This is a genomic window from Trueperella bonasi (genome assembly GCF_030811535.1).
GTDB lineage: Bacteria > Actinomycetota > Actinomycetes > Actinomycetales > Actinomycetaceae > Trueperella > Trueperella bonasi.
Map to the genome: position 1 here is coordinate 687331 of NZ_JAUSQX010000001.1, position 19592 is coordinate 706922.

At 56.6% G+C, this 19592-nt stretch carries 20 protein-coding genes; 11 read left to right on the forward strand and 9 right to left on the reverse strand.

The window, feature by feature from the left end; genetic code table 11:
• Positions 1-345: 345 nt before the first annotated feature.
• Positions 346-906 (reverse strand): GNAT family N-acetyltransferase, encoded by a 561-nt coding sequence (locus tag J2S70_RS03285; protein WP_307682323.1) that lies wholly within the window; start codon positions 904-906, stop codon positions 346-348.
• 66 nt (positions 907-972) lie between these two features.
• Between J2S70_RS03285 and arfB the strand changes: the two genes are divergently transcribed.
• Together arfB and J2S70_RS03295 are read left to right on the forward strand one after the other, a co-directional pair.
• A complete protein-coding gene (arfB, locus tag J2S70_RS03290) occupies positions 973-1425 on the forward strand; it encodes an alternative ribosome rescue aminoacyl-tRNA hydrolase ArfB (protein WP_307682324.1) in 453 nt (150 codons plus the stop codon).
• A 163-nt stretch (positions 1426-1588) separates the two neighbouring features.
• A complete protein-coding gene (locus J2S70_RS03295; RefSeq protein ID WP_307682325.1) occupies positions 1589-1876 on the forward strand; it encodes an alpha/beta fold hydrolase domain-containing protein in 288 nt (95 codons plus the stop codon).
• A 31-nt stretch (positions 1877-1907) separates the two neighbouring features.
• Here the strand turns inward: J2S70_RS03295 and J2S70_RS03300 are convergent, their stop codons facing one another.
• The 4 genes from J2S70_RS03300 to dctP all read right to left on the reverse strand — a co-directional run bounded on the left by J2S70_RS03300 (position 1908) and on the right by dctP (position 6018).
• Positions 1908-2936: an L-idonate 5-dehydrogenase gene (locus J2S70_RS03300; protein WP_307682326.1), complete on the reverse strand. Its 1029-nt coding sequence runs from the start codon at positions 2934-2936 to the stop codon at positions 1908-1910.
• 127 nt (positions 2937-3063) lie between these two features.
• Positions 3064-4353 (reverse strand): TRAP transporter large permease, encoded by a 1290-nt coding sequence (locus J2S70_RS03305; RefSeq protein WP_307682328.1) that lies wholly within the window; start codon positions 4351-4353, stop codon positions 3064-3066.
• Positions 4350-4997 (reverse strand): TRAP transporter small permease, encoded by a 648-nt coding sequence (locus tag J2S70_RS03310; protein ID WP_307682329.1) that lies wholly within the window; start codon positions 4995-4997, stop codon positions 4350-4352. Before J2S70_RS03310 ends, J2S70_RS03305 begins: the two co-directional genes overlap by 4 nt.
• Positions 4998-5022: 25 nt before the next feature.
• Entirely contained in the window at positions 5023-6018 is a 996-nt protein-coding gene (gene dctP / locus J2S70_RS03315; RefSeq protein WP_307682330.1) for a TRAP transporter substrate-binding protein, read from the reverse strand.
• A gap of 218 nt (positions 6019-6236) precedes the next feature.
• On the opposite strand from dctP, the gene J2S70_RS03320 reads away from it, so the two are divergent.
• Positions 6237-7022, forward strand: a complete 786-nt coding sequence (locus J2S70_RS03320; RefSeq protein WP_307682331.1) for a GntR family transcriptional regulator — start codon at positions 6237-6239, stop codon at positions 7020-7022.
• On the opposite strand, the gene ychF is transcribed toward J2S70_RS03320, so the two are convergent.
• Positions 7019-8098, reverse strand: coding sequence for a redox-regulated ATPase YchF (ychF, locus tag J2S70_RS03325; RefSeq protein ID WP_307682332.1), 1080 nt, complete (start codon positions 8096-8098; stop codon positions 7019-7021). The genes J2S70_RS03320 and ychF overlap by 4 nt on opposite strands.
• A gap of 159 nt (positions 8099-8257) precedes the next feature.
• On the opposite strand from ychF, the gene J2S70_RS03330 reads away from it, so the two are divergent.
• The 3 genes from J2S70_RS03330 (at position 8258) to J2S70_RS03340 (ending at position 11751) form a co-directional block, all read left to right on the forward strand.
• Positions 8258-9745, forward strand: a complete 1488-nt coding sequence (locus tag J2S70_RS03330) for a Na+/H+ antiporter family protein (RefSeq protein ID WP_307682333.1) — start codon at positions 8258-8260, stop codon at positions 9743-9745.
• A 74-nt stretch (positions 9746-9819) separates the two neighbouring features.
• Positions 9820-10482: a YczE/YyaS/YitT family protein gene (locus J2S70_RS03335; RefSeq protein WP_307683364.1), complete on the forward strand. Its 663-nt coding sequence runs from the start codon at positions 9820-9822 to the stop codon at positions 10480-10482.
• 36 nt (positions 10483-10518) lie between these two features.
• The gene (locus J2S70_RS03340) at positions 10519-11751 is read left to right on the forward strand and encodes a DNA recombination protein RmuC (protein ID WP_307682334.1); all 1233 of its coding nucleotides are present in this window, start codon (positions 10519-10521) and stop codon (positions 11749-11751) included.
• 105 nt (positions 11752-11856) lie between these two features.
• Here the strand turns inward: J2S70_RS03340 and J2S70_RS03345 are convergent, their stop codons facing one another.
• Positions 11857-12945: a 4-hydroxy-3-methylbut-2-enyl diphosphate reductase gene (locus tag J2S70_RS03345; RefSeq protein ID WP_307683365.1), complete on the reverse strand. Its 1089-nt coding sequence runs from the start codon at positions 12943-12945 to the stop codon at positions 11857-11859.
• A gap of 193 nt (positions 12946-13138) precedes the next feature.
• On the opposite strand from J2S70_RS03345, the gene xseA reads away from it, so the two are divergent.
• Genes xseA through J2S70_RS03360 form a run of 3 tightly spaced genes read left to right on the forward strand, consistent with a single transcriptional unit; the run spans position 13139 to position 15650 of the window.
• Entirely contained in the window at positions 13139-14392 is a 1254-nt protein-coding gene (xseA, locus tag J2S70_RS03350; RefSeq protein WP_307682335.1) for an exodeoxyribonuclease VII large subunit, read from the forward strand.
• Positions 14389-14694 carry an exodeoxyribonuclease VII small subunit gene (locus tag J2S70_RS03355; protein WP_307682336.1) on the forward strand — a complete coding sequence of 102 codons (306 nt, stop codon included), beginning with the start codon at positions 14389-14391 and terminating at the stop codon, positions 14692-14694. Before xseA ends, J2S70_RS03355 begins: the two co-directional genes overlap by 4 nt.
• Positions 14691-15650, forward strand: coding sequence for a carbohydrate kinase family protein (locus J2S70_RS03360; protein ID WP_307682337.1), 960 nt, complete (start codon positions 14691-14693; stop codon positions 15648-15650). The genes J2S70_RS03355 and J2S70_RS03360 overlap by 4 nt, the downstream gene beginning before the upstream one ends.
• 37 nt (positions 15651-15687) lie before the next feature.
• Here J2S70_RS03360 and J2S70_RS03365 read toward each other — a convergent pair whose 3' ends face one another.
• Entirely contained in the window at positions 15688-16449 is a 762-nt protein-coding gene (locus J2S70_RS03365; RefSeq protein ID WP_307683366.1) for an isoprenyl transferase, read from the reverse strand.
• A 204-nt stretch (positions 16450-16653) separates the two neighbouring features.
• Here J2S70_RS03365 and trhA point away from each other — a divergent pair, with 204 nt between their 5' ends.
• Both trhA and J2S70_RS03375 read left to right on the forward strand, forming a co-directional pair.
• Positions 16654-17433, forward strand: coding sequence for a PAQR family membrane homeostasis protein TrhA (trhA, locus tag J2S70_RS03370; RefSeq protein WP_307682338.1), 780 nt, complete (start codon positions 16654-16656; stop codon positions 17431-17433).
• A 51-nt stretch (positions 17434-17484) separates the two neighbouring features.
• Positions 17485-18555, forward strand: a complete 1071-nt coding sequence (locus J2S70_RS03375; protein WP_307682339.1) for a PPK2 family polyphosphate kinase — start codon at positions 17485-17487, stop codon at positions 18553-18555.
• A gap of 9 nt (positions 18556-18564) precedes the next feature.
• Here the strand turns inward: J2S70_RS03375 and mca are convergent, their stop codons facing one another.
• Positions 18565-19437 (reverse strand): mycothiol conjugate amidase Mca, encoded by an 873-nt coding sequence (mca, locus tag J2S70_RS03380; protein ID WP_307682340.1) that lies wholly within the window; start codon positions 19435-19437, stop codon positions 18565-18567.
• Positions 19438-19592 lie beyond the last annotated feature (155 nt).

Sequence of the window (19592 nt, forward strand, 5' to 3'; positions counted from 1 at the left end):
TCGATATTTATGGACTTCGATATTAATGAGCGCGGATGTTCATGGGCGGGCGCCCGATGGGTGAGTGCGGCGCCCGCCCTGAGCGTGAAAGTCGCTGCCAAGAACGGGGGGGTAACCTTCTCGAAAGCCACGCCATGCCAGAGGCCCACATGACCGGGGCATGACACTCTTTTGGCAACTTGATGAATCTCAGCAAGGATCGACACAACCGATCCGCGGAACTAACAACGAGCCATGGAACCTCCTGAGCACACCCTGCAATGATAATCATTCTCATTTAAAATTCAAGTCTATGTGCATGAGTTGAATCCCGTCTCGGTTTGACTTGTGGCCATTCTTTGAAAGCTAACGGCACCACCAAGCCAATCGTGCCTCGACCATCGTCAGCAGCTCCACGGCCGGCGCCGGATCCGACGGAAGGCGCCCATACGTGTCGACGTCGATCCGCTCGCCGTCGATCAAAAACTTGGCCCGCTCGGTTCCCTCCTGTACGAAACCGGCGCGGCGGGCCACCGCGCCGGAAGCAGGATTGTTCACCCTGTGGCCGAGCTCGAGGCGCTCAAGGCCGCGCTCCGCGAAAGCCCAGTTGGCAACCGTAGCGGCTGCCCGCCCCATCCATCCTCTACCTCGCGCACTATCAGCCATCCAATACCAGAACCAGCCGCTCTTATTCTCCGCATCCACGGTCACGCACACGCACCCAACCAGCTCGTCACCCACGACCACTGCCCACGGCTCGTGAGGCGAATCCGGGTCTACAAGCTGGTCCACATAACGGCGAGCATCGTCGAGAGTTGTAATGTCACCTTGGCGCGCCATATCAGGATTCGAAATAAAGGCGAGATAGACGGCTTCAGCGTCACCACTTCGCAACCGCCGCAACTTAGGCTCACGAGATATGAACATGTGGACATTTAACCACAACTAGGCCCGCAAGCTCGGGCATGTAAAGCCAAACAGTAAGCTGGTGACATGGAATCTTTAAGGATCGAGCCCGGCCCGGGAGCGCCCGAGGGTCTCGTCATCCCGGCAGCAGACCTCACGGAGAAATTCGCCAAATCTTCCGGGCCAGGTGGGCAGGGAGTAAACACGACCGACTCCAAGGTGCAGCTCTCCATGGACCTCGGCTCTACCTCTGCCCTGAGTGCTAACCAGCGTGAGCGCGTAATTCAGGCATTGGGACATCGGCTTGACGGAACAGTTCTCACAATCAGCTCCACGGAGCATCGCTCTCAGATACGCAATCGAAAGGAAGCTCGAGCGCGCATGGCTACGATTATTCGCGATGCTCTAGCGCCACCGGTCCCACGTCGCAAAACGAGACCAACACGCGCCTCGGTTCGGCGCCGACTTGACGCCAAACGCCGTCGTTCTGAGCTTAAGTCTCTGCGGAAACGGCTCCGGCCCGGCCGTAACGACGCCTAGAGCCGAGGACACCTAAAACCGACGACGCCGGTCGTGGACCGGTTGCGCCAAAATTGTCCACGAATTGCTCGTGTGCGACACAGTGCTACTCTGGTGCCAGCCCGCTTGGCGCCCAGTTCTTAGCCGAACCTCGAATAAGTTCGTGGAGGCGAAAGGACGCAATATGACAGCGAAGAAGATTTTTGCCCTCACCATGGGCGCCGCTCTCACCCTTACCCTCGCCGTGCGGTATCCGCATCTGGTGCGATCGGTGTACGCTTCGGCGCCGGCGGTCAATCCGCCAAAAGCTGCACTGCAGTTTCAAAAGCTAGTGATGACAATCTTACCGGCGTGCCTGACCGTGCCAAAAGGATTGACGAAGATACAGCTTCTCCCACTCGTCGACGGCGCCTCGCACACATGGAACACCGATCAACCCGCGCTTGTCGCTCGATCGGTGAAAGAGCATTGAACGCGGGTCGAAGGCGCAGCTCGGCATGGCACTAACCCAGCTTGAGCATCACCTTAGCTGATCCGGTGGAATGGTCCGCCGCTGTTTCGAAGGCAGCGACGGCGTCGTCAATCGGAAACTCGTGGGTCATCACGGGCGAGACGTCGAGGCCCGCCGCCATCAGCTCCAACGCATCCGCCATCTCGTTAACGAAACGATAGGCACCCACATAGTGAATTTCGCGCGTGACCAAGGCGCCAAGAACCGCCGACACCTCATTTCCAGGCAGATTACCCACCTGCACCACAGTTCCGCCCCTTCGAGTCGCGTTGAGGATTCCGCCAAGCGCTGCGGCAGCTCCGGAAGCCTCGATTGAGATTTCTACGTCCTGCGGAAGTTCGTCGCCGCGCAAAATATTGACGAGCTCGTCGGCGCCTAACGCTTTCGCGATCTTGAGCGGCGTTTCCTGAAGGTCCGCAACGGTCACGTGAGCTGCACCTTTAGCACGCAACCCCGCAACGGCCAACAGTCCAATAGGGCCGGCGCCGTTAACTAGGAGACTCTTTCCCTTCACGTCACCGGCCTGATTGATCGCATGCAGTGCGACGCCGAAAGGCTCGGCTAGGGCCGCCTCTTTTGTCGAAAGATTTTCAGGTACCACGCGAAGCTGGTCGGCGCGCACAACTCGATATTCGCTAAAACCGCCCTGCTCGTGGGGCAAAAATGCGGCCGAACCAAAATATCGCACTTCCGGCCACAAATTCGTGCGATGTTCGAGCTCCGCCGGCATCTCGTGGTCGCCCACAAAGCTCGCCGGATGCGCCGTCACTGGGATGCCTTCTTCGATTCCGGACACCCCCGGGCCGATCTGCGCCACCCGGCCCGCTACCTCGTGCCCGAGTACCAGCGGCTCGCGCAATACCGCGGTGCCTGATACCCCGGTTTGCCAGTAGGCCAAATCAGAACCACAAATTCCACCCCACTCCATGGCAACAAGCACTTCTCCTTCGCCTGGCTCCGGGCGCGGAATATCTTCAACTCTTAAATCTTTCGGACCATGAACAATAACGGCTTTCATCATTACCTTTCGGAGATATAACGGAAACTTACTAAGTGTGCGGCAGCAGGTTCAAACTACTGAGTGGAGCGGGGGCTCGGCGCATGACTCATGCATATGCCGAGCCCCGCTCAGCTATGTTAGCCAGCAGCTAAGTCAGCCAGCCAAGCGGCACGGTGATCGTTTGCGGGATAAAAATGAAGATCAACAACAGGATCAGCTGCGTGACCAGATACGGCAACACCGTTATAGAGACGCGCTCAATCTTAACTTTACCCACGGCACTTGCAACGTTGAGCGAAGGCCCAACGGGCGGGGTAATGAGGCCCAACACGTTTGCCAGCGTGAAGACGATGCCGAACCACACCAAGTCCACACCGGCTTCTTGGAGCACGGGGACCATGAGCGGAGTGAGAATAAGGATCGTGGGAATAACGTCAAGAATAAGTCCGAGTAGGAACACGAACACCATTAAGACGAACACGAGCATCGTGGGGTTGTCAACAAGTGGCTCCATAATTCCAGCAACGACGTCAGGAAGCCCGGAAATCGTCATATAATAGCCAGCAACTTGCGCGGTTGCGGCAAGGAACATGACGACGGCGGACATCTTGGCCGCAGCAACAAAGGCTGAAATCAAGTCATCAAATTTCATCTCCCGATAGACCACCAGTCCGATGAACAGTGCGTACACGACGGCGACGACGCCGGCTTCCGTCGCTGTAAACACACCGGAGCGTAGCCCAACGAGGATGATGACGGGTAGCAAAATTGCCCAGAAACCCGAACCGACCAGCTTGAAGAATTGGCCCCAGCCCGGCCATGGAACATCAGTCTGTACGGCGTCCTTGCGTGATACCCAAAACCAAGTTCCGCACATGAGGATTGCAAGGTAGATAGCAGGTGCGATGCTTCCCATGAAGAGCTGGGTGATGGATACGCCGGCCGTAGCGCCGTAGACGATAAGAGGTATCGACGGCGGCATAATAGGCACGACCATGTTCGTTCCTGCGAGTAGGCCGGCTGCCTTGTCGCGATCATATCCGGCGGCTGCCATCATTGGAATCAGGATTGCGCCTAAGGCTGCCGTCGAGGCGACTGCGGAGCCAACGAGTGCTCCGAACATGAAGGTGGCCAAAATAACGACGTAGCCCAAGCCTCCACGTACACGGCCGATTGACACATTGAACATGCCAATGAGGCGCTTGGTCATCCCGCCTCGGTTCATGATTTCTCCGGTAAGGATGAAGAACGGAAGAGCCATCATGGAAACCGAATCGGTACCGCGCAAGAGTTGCGCTGCGATAATCGCGGGCTCGGTTGCCGTGCCCCCAATCATGAATGAACTGGCAACCGACGCAAACAAGAGTGCGAATGCGATCGGAACACCGATCGCAATGGCTGCAATCAGCCATCCAGACATTGCACCTAGGATTCTCATTTCTTTGCCTTTCCGTTAGAAGATCCTTCACGCGCGATCTGATCTTGAGCCTTCGCGTGAAGTTGACCACCGGAGAGTTCTGCGATGGTGTCTTCAAGTTCGTCTTCAGTCATGAAATCTGACAGATCCACGTCTTCTTCCATTTCGCCTTCGAGCAGCTGCTCAGCTGGAATCTTGCGGACAACGGCGTCGTAAATATTAGTCATTGCAAGAATAATGATCGCGACTCCCGTCACCGCGCCCATGCCGGAAACGATCCAACGCGGGAATCCGGTGGCAACCCAGTTGTCGTTAAACGACACCCCGGCAAGCCTGATCGCGCCCCACGCAAGCAGGATCATGACCCAGATGATGATGAGTTGGGTCAGAACGTAAACCCACCGCCCAACCGTGTGACCGAGTTTGTTGTAGATCAGGTTCACGCCCAGGTGTTGGTTGCTTCTAAAAGCGCCGATGGTTCCTAAGTAAACGAGGAATATGAACGCTAGTCGCGCAACTTCTTCCGAGGCGGCAATTCCTGAGTTGAAAATAAAGCGCATGACGATGTTAATGAACATGGAAATAATCATGATCGCCAAGAAGATCGCCATGAGATATTCGAGACTCCTAAAGAGCCGATCCAATGGTGTCTGTGTCTTTTTCATTGTGTAATTCCCTTATTTCAAACGCTTACTTTGCGTTCATGATTTGCTGGGTGAGTTCTTCGGACCAGTCATATTGCGCATGCAGGTCGTCGATAAGTGGTTGCGTCATGTCAATGAGACGCTCGCGTTCTTCTGGAGTGATCTGTGTGACGGTTACTCCGTGTTCTTCGAGGAAAGCACGGTCGGCATCGACGGAGGCGATGTACTCATTCCACGCCCACACGGCTGTCTCGTGCGCTGCATCGCGTACTATGCGTTGCTCTTCTTCCGTAAGCTCGTCCATGAAAGGTGCATGAGCAATAAACTCGAGCGTGGCGATAATATGATTGGTTTCGTACAGATAGTCCTGCACTTCATAGAAACCTTCCGAGATGATGGTGACCATGCCGTTGTCTTGCCCGTCAACCACACCAGTTTCCAGTGACGTAAACAGGTCGCCCAGTGGGATGACTTGAGCCGATGCACCTAGGTGCTCAGCTAGCCCGATGTGAATCGGATTAGAGGGCATCCGGAATTTCTGTCCGGAAAAATCCTCGACGGTTGTCAGTGGTCGCTTAGACGAAAAAGTTCGCGCCGAATTGGGACCCCACGCAAGGATCTCCGTCGTCGGGAACTTTTTCGCGAACGCATCGCTTTGTTCTTGGGCAATCGGACCTGTCCAAACACGTTTAGCGTGCTCAATATCTTCGTAAAGGAATGGCCAGTCAGAAATCAGCATCTGTGAGTATTCCTGATTCATAGGCGTTCCGATAAGGACCATTTCAATGGTGCCGAGTCGGACGCCGTCCCACAGATCAATCTCGTTGCCAAGGGTTCCTGCGTGGAATGTTTCTGCGGTGAGTGTGCCACCGGATTCTCGTTCAATAGTTGGGATAAAGACTTCGTCAATGGCGCGCGCCATCGGGTGAGTGGCAGCCCAGTTACTGCCGATACGAATCGTACGGCCTTCCGCTTCACTGCCACATGCAGCCACGTTCAAGGCCATCGTTACAGCCGCAACAAGTGCCATTAATCGCTTCATTGCGTTCCTCCAATTTGAAAGGGGTGGGAGCCCCTTTCACTGTCAAGTTTCGTACTCGTCTGGGCCTAAGCCCCTCCGAGCGGCTTCGCATACAACCTTGTATACATCTATGTATGGTAAGCCGAGCACGCTGGGGTGTCAACGATTTTAATCACGTATTATTAAGCTTGGAACGTGCGCCATTCGGGTTTAGCTCGATTGAAAAGGTTAGTAACATTATGAAACGTAATACGCGATACGAGGTGATCAAAGCTGTTCGCTCGAGAATCATCTCTCTCGATCTAGCCCCCGGAGCTCCGATCTCTGAAAACGAACTAGCCACAAACCTTGGTGTATCCCGCACTCCCGTTCGTGAAGCCCTACTCATTTTGGGTGAAGAACACCTCGTGGAAATCTACCCGCGTATTGGAACGTTCGTCACTCTTATCGATGTGCAGCTAGTTAGAGACTCGCACTTTATTCGAGAATCACTCGAACTAGCGTCCCTCGATCAGATGACCCTGCCCCTGACTCCTGAGAGCGCGGAGAATATCGCTGCAAATCTAGTGGCGCAAGAAGTTGCAGCTCAGCAGAACACGGCCGAATTCTTTCGATTAGATGAGGAATTCCATCGCTTGCTCATGGAGGCTGGCGGCCACGCCCACGCTTGGCACATCGTTAATAACGCGAAAGCTCATCTTGATAGGGCGCGCATGTTGGGCCTGAAAAAAGCTTCACCCCCGATCAAATATTATCGCGAGCACCTCTCCATTTTCGAGTCACTGAACGACGGCAAGCGCAATGACGCGCGCACGATGCTAAGGAAACATCTATCGAGAATTTTCGATGATATCGACACTGTTGCTCGAGAACATCCGCACTTCTTCGTCGCCGATCCGAACTCAAATAGCTCCAGCACAGATAGAAGTGCGAACGAAACGCAACGATATGCGTATTTGGCTCCGCATCAGCGCATGCAGGTTCATCAAGCTAGAAAGGCAGGGCCGACGAATCCGCAAAGCTAGACGTTGAACATGAATTCGACGACGTCGCCGTCGCGCATTTCGTAGTCTTTACCTTCCATGCGTACCCGGCCCGCGGCCTTGGCCGCCGCGATGGAGCCGAGTTCGTCGAGCTCCTCGAAGGACACAACCTGAGCCTTAATGAATCCACGCTCAAAATCGGTGTGGATGACGCCCGCGGCCTGCGGCGCCGTCCAGCCCTTGCGGATCGTCCACGCGCGCGCCTCCTTGGGCCCGGCCGTCAAATAGGTCTGCAATCCGAGCGTATCGAAGCCGACCCGCGCCAACTTATGCAGTCCCGGCTCGTCTTGCCCCGTTGCTTCCAGCAGCTCCTGCGCCTCGTCCTCCTCGAGTTCCACGAGCTCCGATTCGAACTTGGCATCCAAGAAAATCGCCTCAGCCGGGGCTACCAGCTCGCGCAGCTCAGCCTGCATCTGCTCGTTAGCCAACCCGTCGTCGTCGGTATTGAACACGTAAATAAAGGGCTTAGTGGTCATCAAATTAAACGACGTCAAAATTTCCTGGTCGAGGTGGCGCCCTGCCGCATACAGCGTCTTGCCCTCACCCAAAATCTCAAGCGCCTCCTGCGCCGCTTGCACAACTTCCGGGCCGATCTTCTTACCCGTCAATTCTTTTTGCAACCGCGGCAGCTGCTTTTCTAAAGTTTGAATGTCTGCGAGCACCAGCTCGGTCGTAATCGTGTCAATATCCGATTTCGGATCTACTTTTCCATCCACATGCGTCACGTCCGGATCGGCAAAAGCGCGCGTGACCTGGCAGATCGCGTCCGCCTCGCGGATATTCGCTAGGAACTGATTTCCCAGCCCCTCCCCCTCAGAGGCGCCACGCACAATACCCGCAATATCAACGAACGAAACGACGGCGGGCAGGATCTTTTCCGAGCCGAAAATCTCCGCGAGCCGCTCCAACCGCGGATCGGGCAGGGGCACCACGCCCACGTTCGGCTCGATCGTAGCGAACGGATAATTCGCGGCGAGCACGTTCGCGCGAGTGAGCGCGTTAAACAGGGTCGATTTTCCAACATTGGGCAATCCAGCAATACCAATAGTTAAAGACACGCGCCTAGTCTACGGCTTGCCCGGCGGTTTCCCGAACGCATTGGGCGGGAATTTGCTCACCACGGGCGCACACACCGCCAGAGCACCGGTGCCCACAGGCTGGGAACCGCCGCCCGAAACCGCCCGATAGGTCTACGGTCGAAGGGAAAGGATTTCATCATGACGACGCAAGCACACCCCACCCCGCCCGTACCAACCACCACGCCTCCCACACTTCGCGAGGTCCTGCCAAAGCACGTGATCGCCACAATTCTCGGCTTGGTAGCGGTGTACGCGATCACGGAACTGACCGGCAACTCGGTCAACGCCGTCGTGCTTGCAATCGTGGTCATGGTGGCGCTTTGCCTAGTGAAAGTCCCGGTTACGGTGGCGCTCATCGTGGCGGCGCTGCTGGGCGGCCTACAGGCGGGCCTAGGTATCGAAGGTTCAATCGCTGCGTTCCAAGGCAATATCTTGGGCGGCGCGCAGGTGGGGCTCACGTACATCATGGTGGGCGCACTCGCAGTCGCACTCGCCCGCTCGGGCATCATCGACCTGTTCGCCACGTGGGTCACGAAAAAGGCAGATTCCAACCATTCCGGCGTGCAAAAACGCGTCAAATGGGCGCTATACGGGCTATTCGTCGTGGCAGCGCTACTGTCACAAAACCTCGTGCCCGTTCACATCGCCTTCATCCCGATCCTCATACCACCCCTGCTGAACACGCTCAATAGGCTGCGAATTGACCGCCGCGCCGTCGCCGCGATTCTTGCCTGCTCGATGAGCGCGGCCTACCTGCTACTGCCCACGGGGTTCGGCGCGATTTATCTCAACGAAATCCTCGTGCCGAACGTCAACGAATTCGGCGCCGCCCACGGACTGGCGATGACGAACGACATGGCCGTCAAAGCCATGTTCTGGCCTGTCATGGGCCTCGTTGCCGGCATGCTTTTCGCGGTGTTTATCTCCTACCGCAAGCCGCGCGATTACGAGCCGCCCGCCGAGGGGTCAAGCCTTGCGACGACGTCGAGCGCGCCCGCCGTCCAGCTCCGCCCCTTTCCGCTCGTGATGACGCTCGCGGCGCTCGCGGTGTCGCTGTTCTTCCAGATCGTCTTCGATTCCCTTCTAGTTGGCGCGATGTTGGGCTTCATTTTGTTGTCGGTTGCCGGGATCTACCGGTGGAGCGAGCAGGACGACGTCTTCACTCAAGGCATCCTCATGATGGCGCAAATCGCCGTGATCATCACGGTTGCCTCCGGCTTTGCTGGCCTTCTCGCCGAAACTGGGCACATCGAACCGCTCATTGCCGCAACCGCCGACTTCGTGGGCGGAAACAAGGTTTTTGGCGCTTTCCTCATGCTGTTCGTGGGGCTGTTCATCACGATCGGTTTCGGCGATTCCTTCGCCTCGGTACCGATTCTGGCCCCGATTTACATTCCGCTCGCGCTCAGCCTAGGTTTCAGCCCGCTTGCGACGATCAGCCTGCTTGGCGCCTCCGCCGCGCTCGGCGACGCCGGCTCCCCCGCCTCAACGATCTCGCTTGGCGTAAGCGCCGGTTTGAACGCCGATGGGAACCATGATCACATTCGTGATTCGGTAATCCCCACCTTCTTGCATTGCAATATCGGCATGTTGCTGTTTGCCTGGGTGGCAGCCCTCATGTTGTGAGCCCCCTTCTTGAGAAGGTGTACTGTGAGCTTGTGGCTCGAGAAATTAAATCTTTCTGCTTTTTCGCCGTGGGCGTGGCATTCCTGGCTCTAGGTCTGGCTTTCCTGACACAAAGCAGACTTGGAACATCGCCAATCAGTGCTCCAATGTGGGTGTTTACACTCATGACGCCCCTGACCTTCGGTGTCTGGAACTTCATTTTCAATACGACGTTTGTGATTCTCCAATGGGTGCTCCTTCGCCGCGATTTTCCGCTGTGGTACTGGATTCAGGTTCCGATTACGCTCTTTTTCTCTCTGCTGTTGGACCTATTCATGGCTCTTGTTGAGCCATACGTGCCTCAGGCATACATTCCGAGGTTGATATTCGTCTGCGTCGGTGTCTTCTTTATCGCTCTTGGTGTGGCATTCGAAGTGGCCACCTCGACGTACTTCCTTCCCGGCGAAGGAATAGTTTCGGCGATCACACGGGTGTCGGGCTGGCGTTTTTCCCGAGTCAAAGTCGGCTTCGACTCATCGCTGGTTGCGATTGCAGTTGTCCTTTCACTGATTCTTTTTCAACGGGTCGAGGGGGTGCGTGAGGGCACGCTCGTCGCGGCCGTGTTCACGGGGTTCATCGTTGGCTGGATTCAAGGCCCGGTTAGTTCGTTGCACGACCGTTTCGTTGGACCAGCACCTTCGAATGGGAACAACGGCGGTAGCCCAGCAGACGACGGGTACGTGGCATCCGGTTCTTAACCCTAAGCTGTCGGAGGGGTCTTTTATGCTTGATGCATGACAATCTCTTCTGCTTCTCTGCTGTTATTTATCGCTCTGGCACTCGCTATCGGTGTGCTTGTGGGATTTTTACTGGGCAAATCGCGCGCGAATTTTGCAATTGTGAACAGCGCTCAGGAAGTGGCTAGCGCCCGCGAGCAGGCAGCCTCGGCGCAGGCACGCGCTGAGCGTTTACTGGAGGAAAACGAAAGCTTGATCGAGCGATCTAAATCGGATGCGGACGTCTTGCGCGCTCTGGGGCCGATCAATAAGCAGATTGATCTGGTTAGTGATCATGTTCGGCGCCTCGAGTCTAAAACTGCGTCCCAACATTCGGAAGTGGTCACCCAACTACGCAAAGACGCGCAGGTGAGCGTGGAATTAGCTGAAACGACGTCGTCGTTGAAGGCGGCCCTTCGCACGACGACGGCGCGTGGCCGCTGGGGCGAGGTCCAGTTGCGACGCGTTATTGAAGCGGCCGGCATGCTCGAACATGTCGATGTTGATTTCCAGGTGGGTTCCGCAAAGTTCGCGGACGGCAAGGAAACGAGGCTGCGCCCAGATGCAATCATTCACCTACCTGGAAACGGACATATTGCAATCGATGCGAAGGTACCGATGGACGCCTATCTGCTAGGCATGGAAATCAGCGCCGATGATCTCGAATCAGCAACAGAGCGCAGCGAGCTCTTGGCGCGCCATGCGAAAGCGGTGCGGGGGCATGTAGATGCACTTGTGAAGCGGGATTATTCGAAAGATTTTCCTGATTCTCCGCAGTTGACGATCATGTTTTTACCCTCGGAATCGCTGCTGGCGGAGGCCACACAATCAGATCCAACATTGCTGGATCACGCATTTACGAATGGGATCGCGCTTGCATCTCCCGTCACATTATTGGCCATATTGCGGGCTGTCGCATCCGTGTGGAGTTCATCTGCCGCGAGCGCCGAGGCTCGTGAGATTGTAAAACTCGGCCGCGAGCTAGTTGGGCGGATTCGCGTGTTCGCGGGGCATCTTGACAGGCTCGGAAAGTCGCTCGGGCTATCGATAAATCACTACAACAAAGCTGTGAGTTCGCTTGAAAGTCGGCTGCTATCGAAGGTAAAAGAGTTCGATTCTCTGGAGGCAAGCGAGCTTGACGTGCCCACTCAGGTGTCCCCGGATGCTGCGCAGGTGCGCGAAATGCGGGCGCCCGAGCTGACGCTGGAGAACCCAGAAATTACCTCGCAGCACCCGAAAATCGAGCACTAGCGCACTGAGCGGGCTAGCGCAGTGAGCGGGCTGACACAGCGAGAGTCGCGCCCAGCAGTGAAGGCCGCATTGTTAGATGGTGCCGCATTACTCTATAGCGATGCGTTACTTGATGATGTTGCCCGTTCCGCGCGCATTTGAGACCTTACCCTTGCCACGAGCGGGGCGCGCCCGGTGCGGGCGATCGGGTTCGATTCCGCTGGCCTTGAGGTCGGCGCGCAGATTCTTCGGTAGGGAGAAATGGACATCCTCATCGACTGTCGTCACGGGCACGACCTCCGTAAAGCCCTTAGCTTTGAGTGTCTCAACAACGTCACGCACAAGGATTTCTGGCACCGACGCGCCCGATGTCACGCCGACCGTCTTCGCACCCTCGAACCATTCAGCTCGCAATTCTTCGGCAGTATCCACGCGGTAAGACGCGCCGGCACCGGCTTCTAGAGCCACTTCCATCAGGCGCACCGAATTAGAAGAATTCGCTGAGCCCACCGTAATCACAACATCCGAGTGTGGCGCCATTTTCTTAACTGCCACCTGCCGATTTTGCGTGGCGTAACAAATGTTATCCGAAGGTGGATCCACCAGATTCGGGAAACGCTCACGCAACATTCGCACTATTTCCATCGTCTCATCAACCGAGAGCGTGGTTTGCGAAATCCACGAGACCCTATCCGGATCACGCACCTGGACCTTATCCACATCCTCCGGTCCATTAACGATCTGAATATGGTCGGGAGCTTCACCGTAGGTACCTTCAACCTCTTCGTGGTCTTCGTGCCCGATGAGCAAAATATCGTAGTCGCCGCCAGCAAAGCGGATTGCCTGTTTGTGAACCTTCGTGACCAGAGGGCAGGTCGCGTCGATCGTCTGCAGCTGGCGCTGGGCCGCTTCGGCATGCACCGCCGGGGACACACCGTGCGCGGAAAATACAACTCTTTCCCCTTCGGGAACCTCGTCGGTTTCCTCGACGAAGATCGCGCCGCGCTTGGTGAGGGTCTCAACGACGAACTTGTTGTGCACGATTTCTTTGCGCACGTAAACTGGCGCCCCGTATAGCTCTAGAGCTTTCTCGACGGCATCGACTGCTCTATCCACGCCAGCACAGTAACCGCGTGGAGTAGCAACCAGGACCCGTTTTCCGTCCGAATTCGGCTCCGACGGGATTGCCTGCGGAAACGCAGAGGCTCCCGCCAAAGTTTTAGGTGGCTTAAGCGAAGAGGGCCAAGGCAAAGAAATTTCGTTATTTGTCACGTTTCCACTCTACAGGCTTGGCTACCGCTTGCCCATTGGTGGCCCATTACTCCCGTATACCGACGGCCCCCAGACTCGCGTTCAGCGACCAACGCACACCGCACTCTTAACTCGCCAGGCTAGTAAGCTGTTGCCCGTGACTACGTCGATTCCGTCAGATCTGCCACAGATGGCTCACCTCACCACGCCCGAACAGCCCTGGCCGTTACGCCTCCTATCGCAGAAAATTGCCGAGTACGTATCGAAAATGTCACGCCTGTGGGTCGAAGGGGAAGTTATTCAACTAACACGCCGCCCAAATGCGCGCGTTCAATTCTTCACCCTTGCCGATCTTGAAGAGAAAATGACCATGACCGTCAAAATATGGTCCCATGCACTACCCGCAGGAATTTCCGAAGGCTCGCGAGTGATCATCGCTGCCAAACCGGACTTTTGGACCGGAAACGGCTCGCTTTCTTTGCAGGCCGACGAGGTCCGGGCCGTCGGAGTTGGCGATCTGCTAGCCCGTATCGAAGCGCTCAAAACCAAGCTCGCCGCCGAAGGTCTATTCGCCACCGAGCGTAAGAAAGCGCTCCCTTTCCTCCCAAACAAGATCGGCCTGATCTGCGGCCGCAACACCAAGGCGATGCACGACGTCGTCAACAACGCAACCCGGCGGTGGTCGGCCGTCCAATTCGAGATTCGCGAAGTTCAGGTGCAGGGTCAAGGAGCCGTAGAGCACATGATTCCTGCGATCGAAGAGCTCGACGCAGATCCGGCGATCGACGTCATCGTGCTAGCCCGCGGTGGCGGCTCGGTCGAAGATCTTTTCCCGTTCTCCGACGAACGCCTGGTTCGTGTGGCCGCTGCCGCAAAAACACCAATCGTGTCCGCAATCGGCCACGAAACAGACTCTCCCGTGCTTGACCTCGTTGCCGACTACCGTGCCTCAACCCCAACCGATGCGGCAAAGGCGATCGTTCCCGACGTCGACGAAGAAAAGCACAGCCTCACCACCACGGTTCGCCGAGGCCGGGTCGCCGTCGATAACATGCTCCACCAAGCACAAACCGAGCTAGACACGCTCAATGCACGGCCGGTGCTGGCATCACCTGAGGTCATGGTCGACAATCGAGCTGAAGACCTGGCAAATCTACGCTCATGGGCTAACCACCACATCACGCGGATCGTGGACGCACACGCAACCGCTCTAGCTGGCGACCTTGGCAAACTTCGGACTTTATCCCCACTCCAAACCTTAAAAAGGGGCTACGCTGTTCTCAGGACAGAAGGCGTGATCATCGCGAGCGTCAAGGACGCCGCCGCGAACGATCACATCCAAGCAACGCTCCACGATGGAAATATTGACCTCACCGTCGATACCATACGAGCCACAACGAAGGGATCATGATGGCAGACAAAAGCACACAACCTGCAGCCGTCCTATCACCGGAGGAACTTGATAAAAAGGTCGCGGACCTATCGTACGAAAACTCCCGTTCAAGACTCGTCGAAATCGTTACCCGGCTCGAACAGGGAAATATACCGCTCGACGAAGCACTCACCATGTGGGAGCTTGGCGAAGCCCTCGCAAGGCGCTGCGAATCCTGGCTTGACGGAGCCCGCGAGCGCCTTCGCGCAGCGCAGGCCCACGTGACCGAACAGACCGACACCACCGCACAGCCCGACACCTTCGAGGAGGCCGACCAATGACAGCCTGCCTAGTAATCGGGGAAGCCCTGATCGACGTCGTCAAACGTGCAAGTGGTGAAACCAACCGACATCCGGGCGGATCACCAATGAATGTCGCGGTTGGCCTAGCCCGCCTTGGCCGCCGTGTTCACTTACTGACCCGTTTCGGCGACGACGCCGACGGTGACACGCTACGCGAATACATCGAAGGGGCGGGAGTCACGATCGTGCCTGGCGCGGTCGATTCGGATGCCACGTCGATCGCGATCGCCTCAATCGACGATTCCGGCTCACCCACCTACCACTTCGACGTTTATTCGTCCTATGTTGAGCCGCCGTCTAGCCCGGAAAAAATCAACGAACTATTGGCCGAGCCACCCCTGCACGTCCACATCGGATCAATCGGTGCGCACCTGCGGCCCGGCGCCGAGACGGTACGCCGGTGGGTCGAATTACTTCACCCGCATTCGACCATCTCCTACGACCCAAACGTACGCCTGTCGATTTTGGGCTCGGCGCAGTCCGTCATAGACGACATGGAGGAAATCCTCCCCCATGTCGACATCGTCAAGGCCTCCACGGAGGACATGGAGGAACTGACCGGGGAAGAAGTTTCGCCCGACGAGGCCGCACAGTTCTTTTTGGCACGCGGCGTGAAATTTGTGGCAATCACAATGGGTTCAAAGGGCGTCAAGCTCTACACGCCCGTAACATCGGTTGCGATCCCAGCCCTCACTGTTGACGTGGTCGATTCGGTTGGTGCTGGCGATGCCATGATGTCGGCACTCATAGACGCCCTGGCACGCATCTCCGTGCTCGGTGAAGAACGGCAAGGCCTCACCGAAATTTCACCTCAAATGCTAACCTCGGTCGGCCAATTTGCGGCTACCGCCGCGGGGATCACGGTTTCTCGTGCCGGAGCAAATCCGCCAACGCGCGCAGAAATGAACGACCTGCTCGCCGAGCACCAGTTCTGAACGCCGGCTCCCCCTCAAGGTTCCCTGACGATCGCGCTTACCTGCCCATGCGGCGCTCGCGAGCCGAATAGTCTCGAAGCGCACGCAGCAAATCCGTGCGCCGAAACTCGGGCCAGAAAGCCTCGCAGAAATAGAGCTCGGTATGGACGGTTTGCCAAAGCATAAAACCGCTCATACGTTGCTCGCCGGAAGTCCTGATAATTAAATCCGGATCGGGCTGGCCGCTGGTGTACATGTGCTCCGTGATAGCAGAAACGTTCAATTTTTCTGCAACCTCCTCCAGGCTGGCTCCGGCGGCGGCCTGTTCACGCAGGTAGGCGCGAACAGCATCGGTAATTTCGTGGCGGCCCCCATAGCCAACAGCCACATTAACTTCCATCGATTCCGCGCCAGCAGATGCTGAAGCAGCAGCGCGAAGCCGGCTAGCGGCGTCTTTAGGAACCAAATCCAAATCTCCAATGATCCGAATCCGCCACTTGCCGCTCGAGGCCAGGTTTTCCACCGTGTCTGCAATGATTCCGATTAGCTCGTTGAGCTCTTCATCAGAGCGGGAAAGATTATCGGTGGAGAGCATCCACAGGGTCACGATGCTGATGCCCGCCTCTTTACACCAGCCCAGCACCTCATCAACATGGTCGGCGCCTTTACGGTGGCCTGCCGACGCCGAAGAACCCAGCTCGCGGGCCCACCGGCGATTACCGTCCAAAATGATTCCGACGTGACACGGGATACGGGTCTGATCGATTTCCCGAACGAGGCGCCGTTCATAAATCGAGTAGAGGAACTCCGGTATGCGCATCGGCCCGCCTTCCCGGCCACCCCGTGTGGCCACAAATTCAAGTCTAATACTACGAACAGCGCCGAAATTAGACCTTATCCGAAATGTTATCTGACGTCCGAAACGCTTATCGCTTCACAATTTCGCCACATGGGAATACCTTTGGAACTTAATAGCGGCACAGATAGAATCTGTGGGCAGGTAACCTACTCGCGAAGGATGTCAATGGCGGCACTAAAACGGGAGCGCGCCGGATCTCAGCGTGCGAACCTCAACCAAGAGCCGGTAACCGCAACTCCCGCTGGAACAGCAAGACCGGGAGCAAACCAGCCAGTCCCGTCCTCGCGTGCTGAACGCAAAGCCTATTTTGCGGCACTTCCCAAACCGAAAGCGCGCGGATGGATCCATGCTGTCATGGCTCCTCTTGCACTTGCGAACGGCGTCCTGCTCATTATTTTTGCGCCCACCATTCCCGCCCGTATTAGCGTGCTCGTGTTCGCAATTTCAGCGGTGCTCCTGTTTGGTAACTCTGGAATTTATCATCGCGGCAATTGGTCAGAGAAGGTTCACGCCGTTTTGCGGCGGATAGACCATGCAAATATTTTCCTGCTTATTGCAGGGACTTACACCCCGTTGTCCGTGATTTTACTCGAGCCGAAAAAGGCCGCACTTGTACTGGGGATCGTGTGGACCGGTGCGCTCATTGGCACTCTCATCCACGTCTTCCACATTGACGCCCCGCGGTGGTTCCAGGTCTTGTTATATGTGGCGCTCGGTTGGGTCGCCGTCTGGTTCATCCCAAGTTTTTGGAGCACCGGCGGGCCCGCGATCGTTTGTCTACTTATTGCAGGCGGCCTGGCCTATACAATCGGCGCACTCTTCTACGCCATGCGCTGGCCAAACCCGTGGCCGAAACATTTCGGCTTCCACGAATTCTTCCACATCGGTACAGTGATCGGTTACACCTGCCATTCCGTAGCAGTGTGGCTCGCAATTTTCGTTTAGGACCGGCAACGCGAACCAACAGTGCAATACAAAATTAACAAGGTGGTACAAATGAGCAAAGACGCAGAACAGTATGCTGGCAAGTGGACGACGTCTCCAACGATCGCGCTTCGAGCCACCGATGACTTCGAGTTGGCGACACTGAATCGCAACTCAACACCCGGCTGGGACGGCAAGAAAAAGCATGGAAAGGCGTTGACGAAGCAGCGCGGCAAAATTCTTGACGAGCTGCAAGAACGATTCTTTGCAAACGCCAGACTGGGCGACGAGCGCCGGATCTTACTCGTACTTCAAGGCTTGGACACGGCCGGAAAAGGCGGCATTGTGCGCCACGTGTTTGGCATGGTTGACCCTCAGGGTGTGCATATTGCGAATTTCGGTGTACCCACCGAAGAAGAGCTCTCACATCATTTTCTTTGGCGAATTAAAAAAGCATTGCCGCCCGCTGGGAAGATCGGCGTTTTCGACCGCTCCCACTACGAAGATGTTCTCATCGGCCGCGTCGACAAGCTAGCTCCCGCCGACGAGATTGATAAACGATACGACCACATCAATCGGTGGGAAGAATCGCTGGTCGAGGACGGCTACACCATCATCAAGGTTGCCCTCATGCACTCGCATCGTGAACAGGGGATGCGGTTAGCGAACCGGCTCGCCCGGCCGGACAAGTGGTGGAAGTACTCCACAAACGATATTGACACCCGCGGAAAATGGGATGCGTACCAAGAGGCTTACCAGATTATGTTCGACCGCACCTCAACCGAACACGCTCCGTGGCACGTCGTGCCAGCTGACCGCAAATGGTATGCGCGCCTGGCGGTCACCGAACTGGTCGTGCAGGCTCTTGTAGATTTGGAGCAGGAGTGGCCAATCCCGCGTTGGGATCTCGAGGTTCAAAGGCGCCGCCTACTAGAAACCATGAACGCCGAGGACGTGGAAAAAGCCCAAAAGAAGCTTCAATTAAAGCGCTCCGAGGTCAACGAAGAGATTCTCGAAGTTGATCGCGTTCGTAGAGCTATCGATGCGGTGGGCGAACTCGACGACGGCGAGCGCGTGGGTGGCGATGTCGTCGTTCCCAAAGCAACCATGGAAGAAGAAATCGCGAACCCCAACGGGAAATAACAACCCGCGTTAAAACATCGGCTCAACGCCGGGGACGCGTTCAAACAGATCGCGCTCTTGGGCCTTGCTGTGGCCGACGGTCGTCATCGCCAAGGAAAAGTCTTCCCATGGCCAAACCTCTGCCTCGAGATCACGGGGCATAAAGAAAAAGAATCCATCGGGATCGATTTGGGTGGCATGGGCACGCAAAGCCGCATCACGTTGCGGGAAGTAATCGGCGACGTGGATCCGTGCAGATACCTGCGGCGCCCTATAATCACGATTTGCAAGCCAGTCAGCAAAAGGGCTCGTACCTGTTCGCTCAGCTATTGCATTGTGGAAAGCTTCAATGCGATCGCGATTAAACCCGACGTCGTAATACACCTTGGACACCATCCACGGCTCGCCAGCATCCGGATAGGCATTCGGATCGTTTGCGGCGGCGACTGCGCCAACCGAAGCCGTGTGAACTCGGATGTGATCCGGGTGAGGATAACCGCCGATCTCGTTATAGGTTGTGACAACCTGCGGGCGGAACTCGCGAATTTCACGCACGAGCGCTTCCACCACGGCGTCCATTGGTTCGAGCGCAAAACATCCCTGTGGCAAAGGCGGCAGAGGATCGCCTTCCGGCAGGCCGGAATCGACGAATCCAAGCCAGGAGTGTTCGATGCCGAGCGCCTTCACAGCGGCGTCCATCTCCTTGCGGCGAATATCTGAGAGATTGGCCAGAATCTCGTCGTCGCCAACGAGCGCAGGGTTAAGAACCGAGCCGCGCTCACCGCCCGTCGCGGTTACCACCTTCACACGACCGGACGTGGCGTACTTGGCCATCATGCCCGCCCCTTTAGAAGACTCGTCATCCGGGTGGGCGTGGATCGCCATCAGTCTACGTTCGGTCATGACTCTCCTTGTGCATACCGCTATTCTGCGCGGCCGAGTATCGGCATCAAGGGAAATTATATGCACACGTTCAACTACTTTCGTAGTCCGCGGCCTGCGCCACGAGCAAACACTCGCAAAAGTGTTTGAAGACAGGCCACTGCGGTGTTAGTCTC

Bases quoted from the DNA above. Each gene is read 5' to 3' on its own strand.
- mca (WP_307682340.1), bottom strand. From the start codon at position 19,437: ATGACCGAACGTAGACTGATGGCGATCCACGCCCACCCGGATGACGAG.
- arfB (WP_307682324.1), top strand. From the start codon at position 973: ATGGAATCTTTAAGGATCGAGCCCGGCCCGGGAGCGCCCGAGGGTCTC.
- J2S70_RS03285 (WP_307682323.1), bottom strand. From the start codon at position 906: ATGTTCATATCTCGTGAGCCTAAGTTGCGGCGGTTGCGAAGTGGTGAC.
- dctP (WP_307682330.1), bottom strand. From the start codon at position 6,018: ATGAAGCGATTAATGGCACTTGTTGCGGCTGTAACGATGGCCTTGAAC.
- J2S70_RS03360 (WP_307682337.1), top strand. From the start codon at position 14,691: ATGACAGCCTGCCTAGTAATCGGGGAAGCCCTGATCGACGTCGTCAAA.
- J2S70_RS03375 (WP_307682339.1), top strand. From the start codon at position 17,485: ATGAGCAAAGACGCAGAACAGTATGCTGGCAAGTGGACGACGTCTCCA.
- J2S70_RS03300 (WP_307682326.1), bottom strand. From the start codon at position 2,936: ATGATGAAAGCCGTTATTGTTCATGGTCCGAAAGATTTAAGAGTTGAA.
- J2S70_RS03310 (WP_307682329.1), bottom strand. From the start codon at position 4,997: ATGAAAAAGACACAGACACCATTGGATCGGCTCTTTAGGAGTCTCGAA.
- J2S70_RS03330 (WP_307682333.1), top strand. From the start codon at position 8,258: ATGACGACGCAAGCACACCCCACCCCGCCCGTACCAACCACCACGCCT.
- J2S70_RS03305 (WP_307682328.1), bottom strand. From the start codon at position 4,353: ATGAGAATCCTAGGTGCAATGTCTGGATGGCTGATTGCAGCCATTGCG.
- J2S70_RS03340 (WP_307682334.1), top strand. From the start codon at position 10,519: ATGACAATCTCTTCTGCTTCTCTGCTGTTATTTATCGCTCTGGCACTC.
- J2S70_RS03365 (WP_307683366.1), bottom strand. From the start codon at position 16,449: ATGCGCATACCGGAGTTCCTCTACTCGATTTATGAACGGCGCCTCGTT.
- trhA (WP_307682338.1), top strand. From the start codon at position 16,654: ATGGCGGCACTAAAACGGGAGCGCGCCGGATCTCAGCGTGCGAACCTC.
- J2S70_RS03295 (WP_307682325.1), top strand. From the start codon at position 1,589: ATGACAGCGAAGAAGATTTTTGCCCTCACCATGGGCGCCGCTCTCACC.
- J2S70_RS03355 (WP_307682336.1), top strand. From the start codon at position 14,389: ATGATGGCAGACAAAAGCACACAACCTGCAGCCGTCCTATCACCGGAG.
- J2S70_RS03320 (WP_307682331.1), top strand. From the start codon at position 6,237: ATGAAACGTAATACGCGATACGAGGTGATCAAAGCTGTTCGCTCGAGA.